We start from the raw sequence: 19,277 nt of genomic DNA, 5'->3' as shown, positions 1-19,277 counted from the left end.
AAAAAAAACCGACCCACAGGGGGCCGGTCCATAAAGCGTGTATCAGGTCTGTGCGGTGTTACAGGCTGAAGCGATCCACGGATTGCGACAACTTGCCGGCCAGACCGGCCAGTTCATCGGTGGTCGAGGCGGTTTCGCCGATGATGCGGCTGTTGTTTTCCGACATCCCCGCAATCATCTCCACCTGGTGGGAGATCTCGTTGCTGGCCAGGCTCTGTTCACCGATGGTGCGCGAGATGTCGTTCACCAACTCGGTGGTATTCAGGGTGGCCTGCAGAATATCGCGGATCGCTCGCTCCACCTCGGCAGTCACCGCCATGCCTTTGTCCACTTGAGTAACGCCCTCCTCCATGCTGGTCACCGCTTCCCGGGTGTTCTGCTGGATACGCCCGACCATGCTGGCAATTTCCTGGGTCGAGGCGCTGGTGCGGCCCGCCAGGCTGCGCACTTCATCGGCGACCACCGCAAAGCCGCGTCCCTGCTCGCCGGCGCGGGCGGCTTCAATCGCGGCGTTCAGGGCCAACAGGTTGGTTTGGTCAGCGATGCCCTTGATCACTTGGATAATGCTGAAGATCGCCTCGGACTCCTTGTCCAGCGTACGAATGACCTGGGCCGATTGCTGCGCTGAGCGAGCAATACCATCCATATCCTTCACCACCTGGTGGATCACCCGGCCGCCATCCTTGGCCAGGGCTTCGGCTTGGTTGGCCATGTCCAGGGCGCGTCCGGCATGCCGGGTGATCTCTTCGATACTGGCGGTCATTTCACTGGCCGCCGCCGCCATGGTGCTGGCGGCCGCGCTTTGCTGCTGACTGCTGCCGGCAACGTCATGGCAGCCCTGGCTCAAGCGTTCGCTCATGCCATTGACGCCGTGGGCATTGCTGCGCACCACCTCGATCATGCCGCGCAGATCTCGCTGCATGGTGGCAAGGCTACGGATCAATGAGCTGGCTTCGTCCTTGCGCTTGGGTTCGACAATCGGCTCGCTCAGGTTACCCCGGGCGATACTGGCGGCAATGCGGCTGGCGGCCTGCAGCGGCGCCATGATGCTCGACAACACCCAGCGCCCCTGGGCCAGCAGCAGCAACAGGCTGGCGAGCAATACGGCGCCCAAGGTCAAATTGGCGTGGCTGATGGTCTGCCGCGTGCTGGCGCTGGTCTCCTGGGTATTGCTTTCGATCAGCTCGCTCATCGCCGCCATTTGATCTTCCAGCTGGGAAAACGCCTTGTTGAAGGTGTCCAGTTCCCCGCGAGCGGCCTCGGGATTCTCCAGTGCCAGCGCAACGATTCGCTCGCCGGCACTGATATAGGTGTCCAGGCTGGGTCTGATTTTTTCCAGGCCGGTCTTGATCGTGGCATCCAGCGGCAACTTGAGGTTGTCGCCCAGTACCTGACGGAAATGCTCGGCGTGTTCCTTCAACGAGGTGTTGACCTCATCCTTGCTGCTGGTGCTTTTGCCCAACCCCACGAGCATGGCAGACAGCACGTCGGCACGCAGTGCGTCGTGCATCATGTCGGCTTCCATATGATTGCGCAGGACCGTCATGCTCACCTCGCTATCCTGTACGGCCTCGCTCATCCGAACATTCCCCAGGTAGCCGGCCAGGCTCATGACCAGAGCCGTGAGCAACCCAGTGGCAATCAACAGCATCAAGCGTAATTTGATCGTCATGCTGACATCCCCATACCCAACCGTCGAAGCAACGTTCTTACCGTTATCGGCATCAATCCCTGTTAGTGAAGCCTAAGTTTGCGGATCTGCGCGGATCCCTTAAGCTGATCGACTTTTGCGCTGCCGGAAACCGCCCATGTCCCGAAGTATTGCCCACCTTGCGTTGCTGCTGGGGTTGATCACCGCCGTCGGCCCGTTCGCCATCGACATCTACCTGCCCGCCCTGCCTACCCTGGGCGCCAGCCTGCACGCCTCGCCGGCGGCGGTACAGATGAGCCTCACCGTGTTCTTCATGGTCATTGGGGTGTGCCAGCTGTTCTACGGCCCGATCAGCGATGTATTCGGGCGCAAGCCGCCGATTTATGCGGGGCTGGTGATCTTTGCCGTGGGCAGTATCGGCTGCGCGCTGGCGCCCACCATTGAAGTGCTGATCGGCTTTCGTGCCGTGCAGGCCTTCGGCGCCTGTGCCGGGATGGTCATTCCCCGGGCGATCGTGCGCGACCTGTACACCGGCCATGAAGCCGCGCGGTTGATGGCGTTGCTGATGCTGGTGATGAGTGTGTCGCCGATTCTCGCGCCGCTGGCCGGCAGCCTGGTGATTTCGTTGTGGAGCTGGCGCGAAGTGTTCGCCGTGCTCGCGGTGGTGGCCGTGCTGTGCCTGGTGATGACAATTGTGCAGCTGCCCGAAACCCATCCCGCCGAGCGCCGGCTGGGCAAGACCTTGGGCACGGCGTTCAGCAGCTACGGCGCACTGCTGCGTGACCCGGTCTTCATCGGTCTGTCAGTGGTGTGCGGGTTCGGGCTGGCGACGTTCTTCGTGTTTATCGGCAGTGCGCCCTTCGTGTATATCGAATACTTCGGCCTTACGCCTACCCAGTTCAGCCTGTGTTTCGCCCTGAACGCCGCGTCGTTTTTCGCCATGAGCCAACTCACTGCACGCTTGAGCGCGCGCTTTGGCCTGGCGCCACTGATTCGTTGGTCGGTGGTCGCCGTAGCCGCCGTGATGGTCTTGCTGGCCGCGAGCACGCTATGGGTCGACAGCCTGGCCTTGATGATGGCGTTGCTGTTTATCGGCTTCGGTTTCCTCGGCCTGCTGTTGCCGGCGGCGGGCGTGTTATCCCTGGAGGATCATGGTGCTGTGGCGGGATCTGCCTCCGCCCTGTTGGGCGCGATCCAGATGATCACCGCTGCCGTGTCCATGACCCTGGTCGGAGTGTTCGCCGACCACACACCGGCGCCGATGCTCATCGGTATCGCGCTGTGTGCGCTCGCGGCGATGCTCACCACCCTGTGGACCTTGCGCCGTCTGCCGGCACACCTGGCGAGCGCCCCGCCCCACGGCTGAGCGATACCGCTCGTCGGGCCTGGCCGGCATCCATTACAACTATCGCCGGTCATGAAACTACTAATCCCATAGCACCGTTCGAAACCTATGGAGATTGGAAATGACTGACTACCCACGCCCGCCCTTCGCCCCCCAGGCGCAAAACGTGCCCGGTACCCAACGCACCATGGACCCGTACCCGGACTGTGGGGAACAGAGTTACAAGGGGTCCGGCCGGCTGGCCAACAAGATCGCCCTGATCACCGGCGCCGACAGCGGCATTGGCCGCGCAGTGGCCATCGCCTTCGCCCGTGAAGGTGCCGATGTGGCCATCGCCTACCTGGACGAACACGAAGACGCCAGGGAAACCGCGCGCTGGGTCGAGGAAGCGGGTCGTCAATGCCTATTGCTGCCCGGCGACATCGCGCAAAAAGCCACCTGCCAGGCGCTGGTCGACAAGACCGTGGAACAGTTCGGGCGCATTGACGTGCTGGTCAATAACGCGGCATTCCAGATGACCCACGAGACGCTCGAAGAGATCGAGGATGAGGAATGGGTCAAGACCTTCGATATCAACATCACCGCGATGTTTCGCCTCTGCAAGGCCGCGCTGCCGCATATGAAGGCCGGCAGTTCGATCATCAACACCAGCTCGGTCAATTCCGACATGCCCAAGCCGACCCTGCTGACCTATGCCGCCACCAAGGGCGCAATCGCTAACTTCACCGGTGGCTTGGCGCAATTACTCGGCAGCAAGGGCATCCGCGTCAACAGCGTCGCGCCCGGCCCGATCTGGACGCCGTTGATCGTGGCGACCATGACCGATGACGACGTGCAGAGTTTCGGCAGCGAAACCCCACTGGGCCGCCCCGGCCAACCGGTGGAGGTGGCGCCGATTTATGTGCTGCTGGCATCGGACGAGGCCAGCTATATCTCGGGGTCGCGTTATGCGGTCACCGGCGGCAAACCGATTCTGTAGGTCCGCAGCTGTTCTTCTACAGATCAAACCGATCCACCGCCCGCCGCCGCTCGTTGTCGTCACGCACGTCATAGCTGGCAGTGGTCTGGATATTGGTGTGGTGCGCCAGCTTTTGTGCAATCGACAGGTCATGCTCCTCGATCACCCGCGTGATAAACGAGCGGCGAAAGTCGTGGGGCATGATCTTCACCCCGACCTGCTCACCCCGCTGGCGGGCGATGTAGTAAATCGCGTGCTTGGTGATACGTTCGCGGGTGATATGGCTGCCCCGGCGTATGCGGTTGAACAGGAAGCTGTCGTCCTGCTCGCCTTCCTTGAGCTGTTCACGCCTGAAGGCCAACCAGGCCTGCAACTTGGCGAAAGCCCAGTCCGGTGCATACTTGACCAGCTCCTTGTTGCCCTTGCCGATTACCCGCAGGCTGCGTTCCTCGAAATTGATCTGCGCCAGGTCGAGGTTGACCGACTCGGACTTGCGCATGCCCGAGCCGTACAGGATGCCGATGACCGCTGCATCACGCAGGCCCTGGGGGCGAGGGTCGGCGGCGCAGACTTCCATCATCTCCCGGATCAACGTGCGACGCAGATTGCGGCCCTGGCCCAGGCGCGTGCCGGGGGTGGCCTTGACCGTGCGCATTTTCAGGAGATGTTCCTGGCTGATCAGGCTCATGCGCCAGGCTTCGTTCATCACCCCGCGCACGGCATTCACATACAAGGATGAGGTATTCGGTGCGTAGCCGTCTTCACGCAACGCTGCGACCAGCGCGATGACATGTTCGGGTTGCAGCAGGTGCCAGTCGATGTCTTCGAGGTTGATGTCTTCGAAGCCCAGGCGGTCGGCGGCGTCCTGCAGCACGTAGCGCATGGTCAGTTGGCTGGAGGGGGCCAGGCGGGTGAGGTAGAGGGTCAACGGGTTGCGGATAGACTCGGTCAAGGTAGATCAGCCTTTGGATTAAATACCTCGAACAACTCATTGTTTAATCGAGGTATTTAGTGAATTGGCGAAGACCGAGTCTAACCCAGGAAAAGCCCTGGCACAAAATCACGGTGCCGTGTCTTCATCCTCGGTGGGCGCCTGGGGCTGGGTCTGGGCCTGGCTCCATTCGGCATCCTGCTTCTGCATCAGGGCGAACCAGTGCTGACGCATAAAGGCCAGGTAAGCTTCCGGCGCCTTGGCAAAGTCCTTCTCATCGCCATAGCAACCCGGCAACGGCAACTCCGTACCCTGCTCCTTGTACTGGCTGACCAGCGCCTGCTGCCCGGCCACGCTGCAATCCTTGGGCAGCGGCATGCCACGCAGGGCCCCGGCCTCTTCATCCCACCAGGCTGCGCCGACCCGGTCGACCCCGCGCAGGCGATACTTCTGCGACTTGCCGACATGCATGATCAGCTTGAATTCGTTGGGGCTGACATCGCTGGTGCAGGTGCGCGAATAGCCCACGGTGGCCTGGGTGACGCCATCGCCGGTGAGGTCGGTGACCTTGGTCGCGGCCATGTCGAAGCGCAGCGCCGCATCGAACTGGCAATGCTGCACGTCGTCGTAGAGCATCCACATGCGCTTGGGACGGTCACCGTCGATCAGGTATTGGGCCGCGTAGACAAACGCCGACTGGGTACCGTCATCCTCGCGTTCGCTGACCTGCTCGGAGAGCACCAGCAGGTTCTTGCCCTGGCGGTCGTCCCAGGTATAGGCGGCGACCTGCCTGCCGCGCACTTCAACACCCTCAGGCACTTGAGCGAGCGCGGTGAGCGCCACGCCATCATCTGCCCGTACGGCGCTGACGCAGGCCGCCGTCATCAACAATCCGATCAAAACGGGCCGCCATTGGCCGCTTATACGCTGCACGCTATTCATCCGAGTACCCTGGCAAGAGATGGCTTACTTTACCGGCACTTGAAGCGCATTGCAGAGAAGATTCTTCAATTAAGACCAAGGACTGGCGGATTAAAGCGCCTCACCAGCAGACAACGCCTATTCAGCCTGCGGACCTTACCCTGCCATACCTTAGTTATGTAGCTGAACCCTAGCTGTCTACCTGTCAAATAAACGAGTTTTTCATCTGCCTTTCATATCTGTTCAACATTTTTGCGCTTAATCTTGAACGTGAAACTTCAGAGCGAATTCCACAACACCAGCTAAGCTGTTGATTACGCTTCATCTTTAGTGCCGCTTTTTAAGTGCGGGCCAGGTGTTCGTCCAATGATTACTACTGCTTTCACGCGCCAAGTTGCTCCAGCCCCGAGGTCATGAATCTTTGAAACCCTACCCTATTCATTGCGTGTCGATCGTTATCCCGGTCTACAACGAACAAGAAAGCCTGCCTGAACTGCTGCGTCGTACCACTGCCGCCTGCAAGCAACTGGCCTACGAATACGAAATCATCCTGGTGGATGACGGTAGCCGCGACAACTCCGCCCAATTGCTCGAAGACGCCGCCGCGCAAGACGGCAGCAACGTGGTGGCGGTGATCCTCAATCGCAACTACGGGCAGCATGCGGCGATCATGGCCGGTTTCGAGCAGTGCCGGGGCGACGTGGTGATTACCCTCGACGCCGACCTGCAGAACCCCCCCGAAGAAATCCCGCGCCTGGTTGAACAGGCCGCCCTGGGCTACGACGTGGTCGCCACGGTGCGCAACAATCGCCAGGACTCAGCCTTTCGCCGCTGGCCTTCGCGCCTGATCAACCTCGCCGTGCAACGCTCCACCGGCGTGGCCATGAGCGACTACGGCTGCATGTTGCGCGCTTACCGGCGCACCATCGTCGACGCCATGCTCGCCTGCCGCGAGCGCAGCACCTTCATCCCGATCCTGGCCAACGGCTTTGCCCGTCACACCACCGAGATCCTGGTGCACCACGCCGAGCGTGAACACGGCGAATCCAAATACAGCGCCATGCGCCTGATCAGCCTGATGTTCGACCTGCTGACCTGCATGACCACCACCCCGCTGCGCCTATTGTCCATTGTCGGCTTCAGCCTCGCGGGCCTGGGCGTGCTGTTCGCCTTCGCGCTGATCATCCTGCGCCTGGCCTTCGGTGCCCAATGGGCCGGCGATGGCATGTTCGTACTGTTCGCGGTGCTGTTCGTGTTCACCGGCGGCCAGTTCATCGGCATGGGCCTGCTGGGTGAATACCTGGGCCGCATGTACAGCGACGTGCGCGCCCGCCCACGCTTCTTTATTGAAAAAGTGCTGCGCAACCAACCGGCAGCACCGGCACCCGTGGTCGTCGTCGACGGCCTGGTGTCTTCCCATTCCACCACTACTTTTCCTTCCGATCAGGTTTCGTCATGAATTCAAAAGCCGTTGTCTTCGCTTACCACGATATTGGCTGTGCGGGCATTGAAGCCCTGCTGACTGCCGGCTACGACATTGCCGCCGTGTTCACCCATGCCGACGACCCCAAGGAAAACAATTTCTACGGCTCCGTCGCCCAACTCTGCGCGCGCAACGGCATCCCGGTACACGCGCCGGAAGACGCCAACCACCCGCTGTGGATCGAGCGCATCGCCAAGCTGAACCCGGACTACATTTTTTCTTTCTACTACCGCAACCTGCTGAGCGAGCCGCTGTTGGCCACCGCCAGCAAAGGCGCGTTCAACCTGCACGGCTCGTTGCTGCCTAAATACCGTGGCCGTGCCCCGGCCAACTGGGTGCTGGTCAACGGCGAAACCGAAACCGGCGTGACCCTGCACCGCATGGTCAAGCGCGCCGATGCCGGCGCGATCCTGGCCCAGCAAAAAGTCGGGATCGAGCGCACCGACACCGGCCTGACCCTGCACGCCAAGCTGCGTGATGCGGCCACCAGCCTGCTGCGCGACGCCCTGCCGCAACTGGCTGCGGGCAAGCTGAGCGAGACGGCCCAGGACGAAAGCCAGGCCACCTACTTTGGTCGCCGTACGGCAGCCGACGGCAAGCTGGAGTGGAAAAAACCCGCTGAAGAACTATTCAACCTGGTGCGCGCGGTGACTCAACCGTACCCAGGCGCGTTCTGCGCCGTCGGCGAGCACAAGCTCATCGTCTGGCAAGCCGAAGTGGTCAAGGGCAATGAAGGCCAGGCGCCGGGCCGTGTGATCAGCGTCAATCCGCTGCGCATCGCCTGCGGCGAAGACTCTCTGGTGGTCAAGTTCGGCCAGCGCAACGACAACGGCCTGTACCTGGCCGGCCCGTCACTGGCCAACGAACTGGGCCTGGTCGACGGCTCCGTACTGCGCGGTGCCGAGTCCGGCCGCAAGCCGCGCCGGACCCGCGTGCTGATTCTGGGTGTGAACGGCTTTATCGGTAACCACCTGTCCGAGCGCCTGCTGCGTGACGACCGTTATGAAGTCTACGGCCTGGACATCGGCTCCGACGCCATCGAGCGCCTGCGCAGCCACCCGAACTTCCATTACGTCGAAGGCGACATCAGCATCCACACCGAGTGGATCGAGTACCACATCAAGAAGTGCGACGTGGTTCTGCCGCTGGTGGCCATCGCCACACCGATCGAATACACCCGCAACCCGCTGCGCGTGTTCGAGCTGGACTTCGAAGAAAACCTCAAGCTGGTGCGCTACTGCGTCAAGTACAACAAGCGCGTGATCTTCCCGTCGACCTCCGAAGTCTATGGCATGTGCCAGGACCAGTATTTCGATGAAGACACCTCCAACCTGGTGGTCGGCCCGGTCAACAAACAGCGCTGGATCTACTCGGTCTCCAAGCAACTGCTGGACCGCGTGATCTGGGCCTACGGCGCCAAGGGCCTGAATTTCACTCTGTTCCGTCCGTTCAACTGGATGGGCCCGCGCCTGGACCGCCTGGATTCGGCGCGTATCGGCAGCTCCCGGGCGATCACCCAGCTGATCCTGAACCTGGTGGAAGGTACGCCAATCCGCCTGTTCGACGGTGGCGAGCAGAAGCGTTGCTTCACTGACATCGCCGACGGTATCGAAGCCCTGGCGCGCATCATCGATAACGACAACGATGCCTGCAACGGCCAGATCATCAACATCGGCAACCCGGAAAACGAAGCCAGCATCCGCCAGTTGGGCGAAGAGTTGCTACGTCAGTTCGAGGCGCACCCGCTGCGCGGTAACTTCCCGCCGTTCGCCGGTTTCCGTGACGTCGAGAGCAAGGCGTTCTACGGCACCGGTTACCAGGACGTGGCACACCGCAAGCCAAGCATCGAAAACGCCAAGCGCCTGCTGAACTGGGAGCCGACCGTGGAAATGAGCGAAACCATCGGCAACACGCTGGACTTCTTCCTGCGTGAAGCCATGCTCGAAATCGCGGACAAAAAGTAATGAAGGCAGGCTTGCGCATCGACGTCGATACCTACCGCGGCACCCGTGAAGGCGTGCCACGGTTGCTCGAATCCCTGGATGAGGCCGGGGTCAAGGCGACGTTCTTCTTCAGTGTCGGGCCGGACAACATGGGGCGCCACTTGTGGCGCCTGATCCGCCCGCAGTTCCTGTGGAAGATGCTGCGTTCCAACGCGGCCGGCCTGTACGGCTGGGACATCCTGCTGGCCGGCACCGCCTGGCCAGGCAAGCCGATCGGCCGTGACCTGGGGCACTTGATGCGCCAGGCCAAGGCGGCGGGGCATGAAGTCGGCCTGCACGCCTGGGATCACCACGGCTGGCAGGCCAACACCGGGCGTTGGAGCGATGCACAGCTGGTGGAGCAGATTCGACGCGGCGTGGAGACCTTGAGCGACATCCTCGGCGAGCGCATCGACTGTTCGGCGGCTGCTGGTTGGCGTGCCGATGAGCGGGTGGTGCAGGCCAAGCAAGGTTTCAACTTTCGCTACAACAGCGATTGCCGGGGTACCAGCCTGTTTCGGCCGACATTGGCCGATGGCAGCGCGGGTACGCCCCAAATTCCGGTGGACCTGCCGACCTTCGACGAAGTCGTCGGGCCGGTGGTGGCCGCCAAGGACTTCAACGGTTTCATTCTTGACCGGTTTGCCGAGTCGAAGCTCAACGTCTACACGATCCACGCAGAAGTAGAAGGGATTCTGATGGCCAATGATTTTCGCCAGTTGCTCGCCCAGGCAGGGCAGCGCGGCATCGACTTCAACCCCCTGGGCGACTTGCTGCCTGCGGACCTGACCACCCTGCCCCGGCAACACCTGGTGCGCGGCGCCTTGAGCGGCCGTGAGGGTTGGCTCGGAGTGCAGCAGGCATGATCCGGCGTTGGGCCTTGCCCCTGCTCCTGCTGGCGTTCGGTGTGTTTTACCTGTTGCCGCTGACTACCCACGGCCTGTGGATTCCGGATGAAACCCGCTATGCACAGATCAGCCAGGAAATGCTGCTGACCGGCAAGTGGGCCTCGCCGCACTTCATGGGGATCCGCTATTTCGAAAAACCGGCTGCCGGTTACTGGATGATCGCGCTGGGCCAGGCGATCTTTGGGCAAAACCTGTTTGGCGTGCGCTTCGCCTCGGCGCTGAGCACCGGCTTGAGCATCCTGCTGGTTTACCTGGTGTCGCGCCGGTTGTGGAATGACCCGCAAAAAAGCCTGGTCAGCAGCGTGCTGTACATGAGTTTTGTCAGCGTGGCGGCCTTGGGCGGCTATGCCAACCTCGATCCGCAGTTCACGTTCTGGGTCAACCTGACCGGCGTCGCCCTGTGGTTCTGCTTCGACAGCACCACCCGCAACGGCCGCCTGGGGGCCTGGGCGCTGCTCGGGTTCGCCTGTGGCATGGGCTTTATGACCAAGGGCTTCCTGGCGTGGCTGTTGCCGGTATTGATCGCCCTGCCCTACGCGATCTGGCAGAAGCGCTTTCGCGAACTGCTCGGCTACGGCCTGGTCGCCGTGGTCGTGGCCATTGCGGTGAGCCTACCGTGGGCCCTGGCCGTGCACCTGCAGGAGCCGGACTACTGGAACTTCTTCTTTTGGCACGAGCATATTCAGCGCTTTGCCGGCGAGGATGCCCAGCACGCCGAACCGTTCTGGTACTACCTGCCGCTGCTGATCGCCTTCTGCCTGCCGTGGGTGGCGCTGTTGCCGTCCACCCTGAAACAGGCGTGGCAGGAAAAACGCGCGGCGAAAACCGCCTTCCTGTTGTTGTGGCTGCTGATGCCCCTGGCGTTTTTCAGCCTGGCCAAGGGCAAGTTGCCCTCCTACATCATGCCGTGCCTGCTGCCGCTGGCGTTGCTGATGGGCCACACCCTGGCCGACAAACTGGCCCAGGCCCGTGGGCGCGTGTTGCGCATCAACGGCTGGCTGAACCTGGTGATTGGCGTTGTGGCGTTACTGGCCCTGACCTGGTTCCAACTGAAAAAACCGGTGTACGAGCACGGCAGTGAAACCCTCAGCCTGGTGCTGGTGTTTGTCTTCCTGTTCGGCTGGATCGTTGCCAACCTGTTGCAGGCCTCGCGCCCGCTGCGCTTGTGGGCAGCGCCGGTGATCGGCAGCTGGTTGCTGGTGGCGCTGGTCCCGGCCGCATTGCCCCATTCGGTGGTTTATAACAAGACCCCGGACCAGTTCATCATCGATCACCTCCAGGAGTTGAGCCAGACCAGCGCGTTGCTGAGCAACGACCTTGGCGCGGCCTCCGCCCTGGCGTGGCGCGTCAAGCGCCCGGACGTGACCCTCTATAACACTGTCGGCGAAGTGAAATATGGCTTGGCCTTCGACGATGCGGCCCATCACAAGGTCGACACCACACAGGTCCAGCAATGGATGAGCGACGCGCGCAAACACGGCGCGGTCGGTGTGGTGATGCGCGTCAAGGGTGACGACGAAATCGCCGAAGTGGACTTGCTGCCCAAGGACGGCAAGCGCTACGAGCAAGGCAATATCGTGATCCTGGTGTTCCCGCAGGTTGCGCCATGATCACACTGCTCCTGTTATTGGCGGCCTGCCTGCTGACATGCATGGGCCAGGTCTCGCAGAAATTCGCCGTAGAAGGCTGGCGCGACCAGCCCGACGGCTGGGCGCTGAAACTGCGCTCGCCGTGGTTGTGGTCGGCCCTGTTGTGCCTGGGTTTTGGTTTGCTGGTGTGGTTGCTGGTGTTGCAGCGCCTGGAAGTCGGCATCGCCTACCCGATGCTCAGCCTCAATTTTGTCCTGGTCACCCTGGTGGCGCGCGGTGTGTTCAAGGAACCCATCGACACACGGCATTGGCTGGGCGTGGTGCTGGTGATTGCCGGTGTGGTGCTGCTGGGGCGCCAGGTATGAGCCGCGTGCGTGGTTTTGCCCTGGCCCTGGGCAGCGTTGGCCTGGTCAGCGCCGCCCAGTTGGGCATGCGCTGGAGCATGACGCGCCTGCCCTTGCCTACCGAATGGCTGACGGCGTTCAACAGCAACGCCATCGACTTCGCCGCGTTGGGCGTAGTGAGCCTGGCGATCCTGGCCTACGCGCTGTCGATGCTCTGCTGGCTCGGCGCCCTCAAGCACCTGCCCCTGGGCCGCGCCTATTCGCTGCTGAGCATCAGCTATGCGCTGGTGTACCTGCTGGCCGCCAGCCTGCCGGTGTTCAACGAACATTTTTCTCTCTCGAAAACCCTGGGGGTGGCGCTTGTCATCCTTGGTGTGCTGGTTATTAACTCTCGCCGTGCTAGCGCTGCAAGCGCCAGGAATGCCCCATGAAAATCAGTGTATTTGGTAGTGGTTACGTCGGTCTGGTACAGGCCACCGTATTAGCCGAAGTCGGTCACGATGTCATCTGCATGGACGTCGATCAGAACAAGGTCAAGCTCCTGCAGCAAGGCCATGTGAGCATCTTCGAGCCGGGGCTGGCGGCCATGGTCAAGGAAAACCTGGAGAGCGGGCGACTGCACTTCACCTTTGACGAAAAGCTTGCCGTCGAACACGGCGAAGTGCTGTTTATCGCGGTGGGTACGCCGTCGGATGAAGACGGCTCGGCCGACCTCAAGTACGTGCTGTCGGTGGGCGACGCGGTGGCCCGCCACCGTATCGACCCGGTGATCCTGGTGGAGAAATCCACCGTCCCGGTGGGCACCGGCGACACCCTGCGCGCCCATATCGAAAAAGCCCTGCACCTGGCCGGCCGACACCTGGAGTTCGATATCGTCTCCAACCCGGAATTCCTCAAGGAAGGCTCGGCCGTTGCCGACTGCCGCCGCCCGGACCGCATCATCATCGGCTGCGAGCGTGAAGAAGTGCGCGACGTGATGCGCGACCTGTACGCGCCGTTCAACCGCAACCATGACCGCATCATCTTCATGGACCTGCGCAGCGCCGAACTGACCAAATACGCCGCCAACTGCATGCTGGCGACCAAGATCAGCTTCATCAACCAGATCGCCGAACTGGCCGAACACCTGGGCGCCGATATCGAAGCCGTGCGCCTGGGCATCGGCGCCGACTCGCGCATCGGCTACCACTTTATCTACCCCGGCTGCGGCTACGGCGGCTCGTGCTTCCCCAAGGACATGCGCGCCTTGATCCACAGCGCCAAGCAGGCCAACTGCTCCAGCGACCTGCTGGAAGCCGTGGAAGCCATCAACCAGCGCCAGAAGAGCAAGCTGTTCGAACGTATCAATGCGTTCTTCCAGGGCAACCTGCGCGGCAAGACCTTTGCCCTGTGGGGCCTGGCGTTCAAGCCCAACACCGACGACATGCGCGATGCACCCAGCCGCGTGCTGATGGAAGCGTTGTGGGCCGCCGGCGCCAATGTGCGGGCGTTCGACCCGGAAGCCATGCAGGAAACCCAGCGCATCTACGCTGACGAGGAGCGGCTGATGCTGATGGGCACGCCGGAATCCACGTTGCTCGGCGCCGATGCGTTGATCGTCTGCACCGAATGGCAGCAGTTCAAGGCGCCCGACTTCGAGCTGATCCACCAGCGCCTGAAAACCCCAGTGATCTTCGACGGCCGCAACCTGTATGACGGTGAGCGCCTGGCGCGCAAAGGCTTCCAGTACTACCCGATCGGCCGTGGCGATTCCTGCCAGTTGCCGATCCCCCAGCAACAGTGGATGCCCCGGGTCGTGGAAGCCTGAGTCGTGAACAAAGCTCAACCGTCCCTGCTCAGCCCGACGATCCGTCGCCAATCCCTCGGCTTGGGATTGCTGGCGCTGTTGTTGTTCATCGCCGGCAGCTGGCACCAGGCGATTATCGGTTTCGACTCACGCTTCGTGGTGTTTGCCCAGGAGATGCTGCGCCATGGGCCGGGCTTTTTCCCCACCACCTACGGACAGCCGTATGCCGATTACCTGGCCACCTCGACGCTGATGACCTGGCTGTTGTCCCTGCCCCTGGGCCAGGTCACCAGCCTCACGGCCTGGCTGCCCACGTCGATTGCCTCGGCAGTGATCGTCATCCTGGTGTATCGCCTGACGGCGCCCTACTCCCAGCGTTGGGGCCTGCTGAGCATCGCACTGTTGTTGCTGAGCAGTACCTTCATCAGTGAAACCCGTGCGGTATCGCTCGACCAGATGCTCGCCGCCATCGCCCTGGCGGTGTTCTACCTCGGTTATGCCCATGACCACTTCGGTGCGGGCAAACGCCTGTACTGGCTGTACCTGCTGCTGATCCTCGGCTTTGCGATTCGCGGGCCGATCGGGCTGGTCATTCCCACGGGCGTGCTGTGCAGTTACTACCTGATCAACCGGCAATGGCGCCAACTGTTCAGCTTTGGCCTGCTGGCCCTGGCGCTGCTGGGGGCCTGTGTCGGCCTGCTGTTGCTGATGGCCAAGCTCAGTGGCGGCGAGAGCTTCATGCAGGATGTGATCCGCATGCAGTTCCTGGGGCGCATGGACGGCAGTGAAGGCTCCAGCGGCGCGTTGTATTACTTCACCAGCTCGCTGGGCAACTACGCCCTCGCCTATCCCGTGGCGCTGCTGGTGCTGCTGGCGGTTGCGGTCGGTGGGCGCCGCGTGCCGACGCCGGCGTTGCAACTGGTGCTGTATTGCGCCGCCGCAGGCTTGCTGGTGATGCTGGGCCTGTCGATTCCCCAGGCAAAGAAGGCCCGCTATGTGCTGCCGATGTTGCCGATGGCGGCGATCATTGCGGCGTACCCGTTCCAGGCCGTTGAGGGGCGGTTGTTTGCAGGGTTGCGTGGGCTGATGCTGGGCCTATGGACGCTGCTGCCAGGCCTGCTGATCGTCGGGCTGGTATTCGCGCGGCCACGCTATCCGCAGCAGTTGAGCGAGCTGGGGCCGGTGTTCGCCGTTCTCGGCGTGCTGCAAGCCTTGGCATTGCTGGCGTTGTTCAGGGCTCGCCTGCGGCCGCTGGGTCCGGCGCTTGCCGCCGTGCTTGCGGTGTGGGCAACCTATGTTGCCGTGGTCGAACCGCTCGAGCGCAGCGTCTACGACACCCGCACCTTTACCCTGCAAGTGCATGAGCAGGTCAAGCAACAGCGCGCCCCCGTGGTATTGCACGGCTTGGGCAAAGACGCCAAGGCGATCAAATACATGGTCAACCTCGACTGCGACCAGGTGCCGTTGTTTACCCAACAAGCCTCTGACCTGGCACCGCTGCAAGGGCCGGCGTGGCTGGTGATGAGCCAGGCGGATTTCGACGGTTTGCAGGACCCGCGCCTGCGTGCAATTACTCCAACCCTGAGCGGTGAGTTCGACCGAAACCCCTATGTGCTGCTGTACCTGGCCAAAGCCCCTTAGCCTTGAGTTGCGACGCAGAAAGATCCTACGCAGCTATGCGTAATGGCTGGTGTCATTTCCCTTTCCCGCGTCTGAAACCCAACTGTAAACTCGATGGCCACGCGCGGTAACTGTCTACCGCCACAGGCCATGGATAACAACAAGGACGACAGGAGCCGCAGCCAGCACCGCGGCTTACTTCGTGAGAGGACAAACCGTGCCGGATGACCGTTTACCGTATACCCCAGCTTCACTGACCCGTAATGAAATCCATATTGGCTACGTGCCCATGGCGCCACTGGATCGGCTGATGTGGCTGCGAAATGCCCTGGTGGCCCTCAAAGGTCCACTGGCCGGGGAGCCAGGGTTGCAGGAAAACCTGCAAAAACATTTGTTCAATGAAGAGACCGATATTCGTGTGCTGGGCAAGCTCAATTCTCCCGTCATGCCCTGATAAACTCATTATTTTTGTATTTAACCCTCATTAATATGCATTGGCGGTGCCCTGGCAGGCACGGCACACTGCGCGGGTTCCTCCCCCAAATGCAGGAACTTTCAAAGGGCTTTTCCGGGCGACCAGACAAGCCTTTTTTTTGCCCGCCGTTTATGGATTTCCTTTCAATGCGCTCTCGCTGGTTTCCCGCTGCTATCAACACCCGCCCCACCGAATGGAGCCGTGCCGCGATTGGCATGGCCTTGGGTACATTCTTCAGTGTGTGGCTCTGCGCCCAGGTCTTTGGCATGGAGGTGGCGCTGCACCTGCTGGGCCCGCTGGGGGCTTCGGCGGTGTTGTTGTTTGCGGTCTCGTCCGGTGCGCTGGCACAACCCTGGTCGATCATCGGCAGCTACCTGTGCGCCGGTGTCGTGGCATTGCTGGTGGCCCGCGTCCTGGGGCGCACCCTGGGTGGTGCCTGCCTGGCGGCCGGCATGGCCGTGGTGCTGATGTGCTGGCTGCGGTGCCTGCACCCGCCCGCCGGTGGACTGGCCATGAGCCTGGTCCTGGCCGATCCTGCCTCCGCCGCCCTGGGCTGGCACGAATTGGGGGCCGTATTACTCGGTGCCGGCGCCTTGCTGGCCTGCGCACTGGCCTACAATAATGCGACGCGAACGCGCTACCCCAAGGGAGCTGTCGAGACGTCGACGTCTGTCCTGCCTGACCCCAGGGCCGCCCGAGACCCCGCTATTACGGCCGCCGACTTGAAGCTGGCGCTGGCGGACATGGAGCAATTCTACGACGTGGCCCCGACGGAGCTGGAACAATTGATCCACGCTGCAGAAACCCACGCGCGGCGCCGCAGCATCGGTGAAGTACTGGCAACCCGCGTGACCTGAGGCCGGGTCCGATACCCTGCATAAATGCAAAAACGACCTGCATGATTCCGGGTTGTACTGTGCAAATTTGCACTGGTACGATCACGGGAGTATTTGCGCACGACCATCTTGATAAAGAACAATAAAAGCAGGGAGTTACAGATGACTGCTCAGGTTTCAAGCGAAGCAAGCAGCGCCGATAGGCGTCAGGACGACGTACTGGCCGAAGTACGCAACCATATCGGTCACCTCACCCTCAATCGCCCCGCCGGCTTGAATGCCATCACCCTGGACATGGTCCGCAGCCTGTCGCAACAGCTGCAAGCCTGGTCAGACGACCCGCAGGTGCATGCCGTAGTCCTGCGCGGTGCGGGCGAAAAGGCATTTTGTGCCGGCGGCGATATCCGCTCCCTGTATGAGAGTTTCAAACGCGGCGACACCCTGCATGAAGACTTCTTCGTCGAGGAGTACGCGCTGGACCTGGCCATCCATCATTACCGCAAACCCGTACTGGCCCTGATGGACGGGTTTGTCCTGGGCGGCGGCATGGGCCTGGTGCAGGGTGCGGATTTGCGCGTCGTCACCGAACGCAGCCGCCTGGCGATGCCGGAGGTGGCGATCGGTTATTTTCCGGACGTCGGTGGCAGCTATTTCCTGCCGCGCATTCCCGGCGAGCTGGGCATTTACCTCGGCGTGACCGGCGTGCAGGTTCGCGCGGCAGACGCCCTGTATTGCGGGTTGGCCAACTGGTACCTGGACAGCGCCAAGCTGGCCAGCCTCGACCAGAAACTCGACAGCCTGCAATGGCATGAATCGCCCCTCAAAGACCTGCAAGGCGTGCTGGCCAAGCTGGCGGTGCAGCGCCTGCCCGACCCGCCGCTGGCCGCGTTGCGTCCGGCGATCGACCACTTCTTCGGCCTGCCGGACATTCCGAGCATCGTCGAGCAACTTCAGGAAGTCACTGTCGCCGACAGCCATGAGTGGGCACTGAACACCGTCCACCTGATGCAAACCCGCTCGCCCCTGGCCATGGCCGTGACCCTGGAAATGCTGCGACGCGGCCGACGCCTGCCGTTGGAACAGTGCTTTGCCCTGGAGCTGCACCTTGACCGCCAATGGTTCGAACGCGGCGACCTGATCGAAGGGGTCCGCGCGCTGATCATCGACAAGGACAAGAACCCTCGCTGGAACCCGCCGACGCTCCATGGACTGGACAAAAGCCACGTCGACAGCTTCTTCCATCACTTCGAGCAGGTTGCGAAATAAGCCATGCAAGACATTGAATATACTGAAGAACAGGTAATGATCCGCGACATGGCGCGCGACTTCGCCCGTGGCGAAATTGCCCCCCATGCCCAAGCCTGGGAAAAAGCCGGCTGGATCGACGACGCCCTGGTGGCGAAGATGGGCGAACTGGGCCTGTTGGGCATGGTAGTGCCGGAAGAATGGGGCGGCACCTATGTCGACTACGTGGCGTATGCCCTGGCCGTGGAAGAGATCTCGGCCGGCGATGGCGCCACCGGCGCACTGATGAGTATCCATAATTCAGTGGGTTGCGGGCCAGTCCTCAACTACGGCACCGATGCCCAGAAACACACCTGGCTGGCCGACCTCGCCAGTGGCCAGGCGATTGGCTGCTTCTGCCTGACCGAACCCCAGGCCGGCTCCGAGGCCCACAACCTGCGTACGCGCGCCGAACTGCGCGATGGCCAGTGGGTCATCCATGGCGCCAAGCAGTTCGTCAGCAACGGCAAGCGCGCCAAGCTGGCGATTGTATTTGCCGTGACCGACCCGGACCTGGGCAAGAAAGGCATTTCCGCGTTCCTGGTACCCACCGACACCCCGGGTTTTGTGGTCGACCGCACCGAGCACAAGATGGGTATTCGAGCCTCGGACACCTGCGCGGTGACCCTCAACCACTGCAGCGTGCCCGAGGCCAACCTGCTCGGCGAGCGCGGCAAAGGCCTGGCCATCGCCCTGTCCAACCTGGAAGGCGGCCGCATCGGCATTGCCGCCCAAGCCCTGGGCATCGCCCGTGCGGCCTTTGAGGCGGCACTGGCCTATGCCCGCGACCGAGTGCAATTCGACAAGGCGATTATCGAACACCAAAGCATGGCCAACCTGCTGGCGGACATGCAAACCCGCTTGAACGCTGCCCGTTTACTGATCCTGCACGCGGCGCGCCTGCGCAGCGCCGGCAAGCCCTGCCTCTCGGAAGCGTCCCAGGCCAAGCTGTTCGCCTCGGAAATGGCCGAGAAAGTCTGCTCCAGCGCAATGCAGATTCATGGCGGCTATGGCTATCTGGAGGATTACCCGGTGGAGCGTTACTACCGGGATGCGCGGATCACGCAGATTTACGAAGGGACCAGCGAGATACAGCGGATGGTCATTGCCCGGGAACTCAAAAACTACCAGCTGTAGGAGCTGCAAGTCTTAAGCTGCAAGCTT

General features: G+C 62.0%; 17 protein-coding genes and 1 pseudogene. 14 read left to right on the top strand and 4 right to left on the bottom strand.

The features are described 5' to 3' along the window. Positions 1-58 precede the first annotated feature (58 nt). Both AC07OT_RS01275 and AC07OT_RS01270 read right to left on the bottom strand, forming a co-directional pair. Positions 59-784 carry a methyl-accepting chemotaxis protein gene (locus AC07OT_RS01275; RefSeq protein ID WP_370671277.1) on the bottom strand — a complete coding sequence of 242 codons (726 nt, stop codon included), beginning with the start codon at positions 782-784 and terminating at the stop codon, positions 59-61. 132 nt (positions 785-916) lie between these two features. Next, positions 917-1,672 (bottom strand): annotated as a pseudogene (locus tag AC07OT_RS01270) (MCP four helix bundle domain-containing protein); the annotation flags it as partial. Between the two features lie 136 nt (positions 1,673-1,808). Here AC07OT_RS01270 and AC07OT_RS01265 point away from each other — a divergent pair. Both AC07OT_RS01265 and AC07OT_RS01260 read left to right on the top strand, forming a co-directional pair. Then, positions 1,809-3,017, top strand: coding sequence for a multidrug effflux MFS transporter (locus AC07OT_RS01265; protein WP_495107196.1), 1,209 nt, complete (start codon positions 1,809-1,811; stop codon positions 3,015-3,017). Between the two features lie 100 nt (positions 3,018-3,117). Next, entirely contained in the window at positions 3,118-3,975 is an 858-nt protein-coding gene (locus AC07OT_RS01260; RefSeq protein ID WP_495107195.1) for an SDR family oxidoreductase, read from the top strand. Positions 3,976-3,991: 16 nt separating this feature from the next. On the opposite strand, the gene AC07OT_RS01255 is transcribed toward AC07OT_RS01260, so the two are convergent. Continuing rightward, a complete protein-coding gene (locus tag AC07OT_RS01255) occupies positions 3,992-4,906 on the bottom strand; it encodes a site-specific integrase (protein WP_495107194.1) in 915 nt (304 codons plus the stop codon). 108 nt (positions 4,907-5,014) lie between these two features. Continuing rightward, entirely contained in the window at positions 5,015-5,827 is an 813-nt protein-coding gene (locus AC07OT_RS01250; RefSeq protein WP_253490086.1) for a M949_RS01915 family surface polysaccharide biosynthesis protein, read from the bottom strand. 400 nt (positions 5,828-6,227) lie between these two features. Between AC07OT_RS01250 and arnC the strand changes: the two genes are divergently transcribed. The 12 genes from arnC to AC07OT_RS01190 all read left to right on the top strand — a co-directional run bounded on the left by arnC (position 6,228) and on the right by AC07OT_RS01190 (position 19,250). Further along, positions 6,228-7,265, top strand: a complete 1,038-nt coding sequence (gene arnC, locus AC07OT_RS01245) for an undecaprenyl-phosphate 4-deoxy-4-formamido-L-arabinose transferase (protein ID WP_495102071.1) — start codon at positions 6,228-6,230, stop codon at positions 7,263-7,265. After that, entirely contained in the window at positions 7,262-9,253 is a 1,992-nt protein-coding gene (gene arnA, locus AC07OT_RS01240) for a bifunctional UDP-4-amino-4-deoxy-L-arabinose formyltransferase/UDP-glucuronic acid oxidase ArnA (protein WP_495107193.1), read from the top strand. The genes arnC and arnA overlap by 4 nt, the downstream gene beginning before the upstream one ends. After that, positions 9,253-10,137, top strand: a complete 885-nt coding sequence (gene arnD, locus AC07OT_RS01235) for a 4-deoxy-4-formamido-L-arabinose-phosphoundecaprenol deformylase (protein ID WP_027605859.1) — start codon at positions 9,253-9,255, stop codon at positions 10,135-10,137. Before arnA ends, arnD begins: the two co-directional genes overlap by 1 nt. After that, complete coding sequence (arnT, locus tag AC07OT_RS01230; protein WP_495107192.1) at positions 10,134-11,789, top strand: lipid IV(A) 4-amino-4-deoxy-L-arabinosyltransferase; 1,656 nt, start codon at positions 10,134-10,136, stop codon at positions 11,787-11,789. Before arnD ends, arnT begins: the two co-directional genes overlap by 4 nt. Continuing rightward, positions 11,786-12,133, top strand: a complete 348-nt coding sequence (arnE, locus tag AC07OT_RS01225; RefSeq protein WP_027605861.1) for a 4-amino-4-deoxy-L-arabinose-phosphoundecaprenol flippase subunit ArnE — start codon at positions 11,786-11,788, stop codon at positions 12,131-12,133. Before arnT ends, arnE begins: the two co-directional genes overlap by 4 nt. After that, positions 12,130-12,543 (top strand): 4-amino-4-deoxy-L-arabinose-phosphoundecaprenol flippase subunit ArnF, encoded by a 414-nt coding sequence (gene arnF, locus AC07OT_RS01220; RefSeq protein WP_090404084.1) that lies wholly within the window; start codon positions 12,130-12,132, stop codon positions 12,541-12,543. Before arnE ends, arnF begins: the two co-directional genes overlap by 4 nt. After that, positions 12,540-13,919 carry a UDP-glucose dehydrogenase family protein gene (locus AC07OT_RS01215; protein WP_495107191.1) on the top strand — a complete coding sequence of 460 codons (1,380 nt, stop codon included), beginning with the start codon at positions 12,540-12,542 and terminating at the stop codon, positions 13,917-13,919. Before arnF ends, AC07OT_RS01215 begins: the two co-directional genes overlap by 4 nt. 3 nt (positions 13,920-13,922) lie before the next feature. Further along, positions 13,923-15,539 (top strand): ArnT family glycosyltransferase, encoded by a 1,617-nt coding sequence (locus AC07OT_RS01210; RefSeq protein WP_495107190.1) that lies wholly within the window; start codon positions 13,923-13,925, stop codon positions 15,537-15,539. 196 nt (positions 15,540-15,735) lie between these two features. Continuing rightward, the gene (locus tag AC07OT_RS01205) at positions 15,736-15,972 is read left to right on the top strand and encodes a hypothetical protein (RefSeq protein WP_495107524.1); all 237 of its coding nucleotides are present in this window, start codon (positions 15,736-15,738) and stop codon (positions 15,970-15,972) included. A 167-nt stretch (positions 15,973-16,139) separates the two neighbouring features. Continuing rightward, the gene (locus tag AC07OT_RS01200) at positions 16,140-16,850 is read left to right on the top strand and encodes an HPP family protein (protein ID WP_141157766.1); all 711 of its coding nucleotides are present in this window, start codon (positions 16,140-16,142) and stop codon (positions 16,848-16,850) included. 141 nt (positions 16,851-16,991) lie between these two features. After that, positions 16,992-18,095 (top strand): enoyl-CoA hydratase/isomerase family protein, encoded by a 1,104-nt coding sequence (locus AC07OT_RS01195; RefSeq protein ID WP_115487316.1) that lies wholly within the window; start codon positions 16,992-16,994, stop codon positions 18,093-18,095. A 3-nt stretch (positions 18,096-18,098) separates the two neighbouring features. After that, positions 18,099-19,250 (top strand): acyl-CoA dehydrogenase family protein, encoded by a 1,152-nt coding sequence (locus AC07OT_RS01190; protein ID WP_495107189.1) that lies wholly within the window; start codon positions 18,099-18,101, stop codon positions 19,248-19,250. Positions 19,251-19,277 lie beyond the last annotated feature (27 nt).

This window comes from Pseudomonas sp. GW821-FHT09C10 (genome assembly GCF_059418085.1).
This window is presented reverse-complemented; position numbering and strand designations above follow the sequence as displayed.

Bases quoted from the DNA above. Each gene is read 5' to 3' on its own strand.
- AC07OT_RS01275 (WP_370671277.1), bottom strand. From the start codon at position 784: ATGGCGGCGGCGGCCAGTGAAATGACCGCCAGTATCGAAGAGATCACC.
- AC07OT_RS01265 (WP_495107196.1), top strand. From the start codon at position 1,809: ATGTCCCGAAGTATTGCCCACCTTGCGTTGCTGCTGGGGTTGATCACC.
- AC07OT_RS01260 (WP_495107195.1), top strand. From the start codon at position 3,118: ATGACTGACTACCCACGCCCGCCCTTCGCCCCCCAGGCGCAAAACGTG.
- AC07OT_RS01250 (WP_253490086.1), bottom strand. From the start codon at position 5,827: ATGAATAGCGTGCAGCGTATAAGCGGCCAATGGCGGCCCGTTTTGATC.
- arnA (WP_495107193.1), top strand. From the start codon at position 7,262: ATGAATTCAAAAGCCGTTGTCTTCGCTTACCACGATATTGGCTGTGCG.
- arnD (WP_027605859.1), top strand. From the start codon at position 9,253: ATGAAGGCAGGCTTGCGCATCGACGTCGATACCTACCGCGGCACCCGT.
- arnT (WP_495107192.1), top strand. From the start codon at position 10,134: ATGATCCGGCGTTGGGCCTTGCCCCTGCTCCTGCTGGCGTTCGGTGTG.
- arnE (WP_027605861.1), top strand. From the start codon at position 11,786: ATGATCACACTGCTCCTGTTATTGGCGGCCTGCCTGCTGACATGCATG.
- arnF (WP_090404084.1), top strand. From the start codon at position 12,130: ATGAGCCGCGTGCGTGGTTTTGCCCTGGCCCTGGGCAGCGTTGGCCTG.
- AC07OT_RS01215 (WP_495107191.1), top strand. From the start codon at position 12,540: ATGAAAATCAGTGTATTTGGTAGTGGTTACGTCGGTCTGGTACAGGCC.
- AC07OT_RS01200 (WP_141157766.1), top strand. From the start codon at position 16,140: ATGCGCTCTCGCTGGTTTCCCGCTGCTATCAACACCCGCCCCACCGAA.
- AC07OT_RS01195 (WP_115487316.1), top strand. From the start codon at position 16,992: ATGACTGCTCAGGTTTCAAGCGAAGCAAGCAGCGCCGATAGGCGTCAG.
- AC07OT_RS01190 (WP_495107189.1), top strand. From the start codon at position 18,099: ATGCAAGACATTGAATATACTGAAGAACAGGTAATGATCCGCGACATG.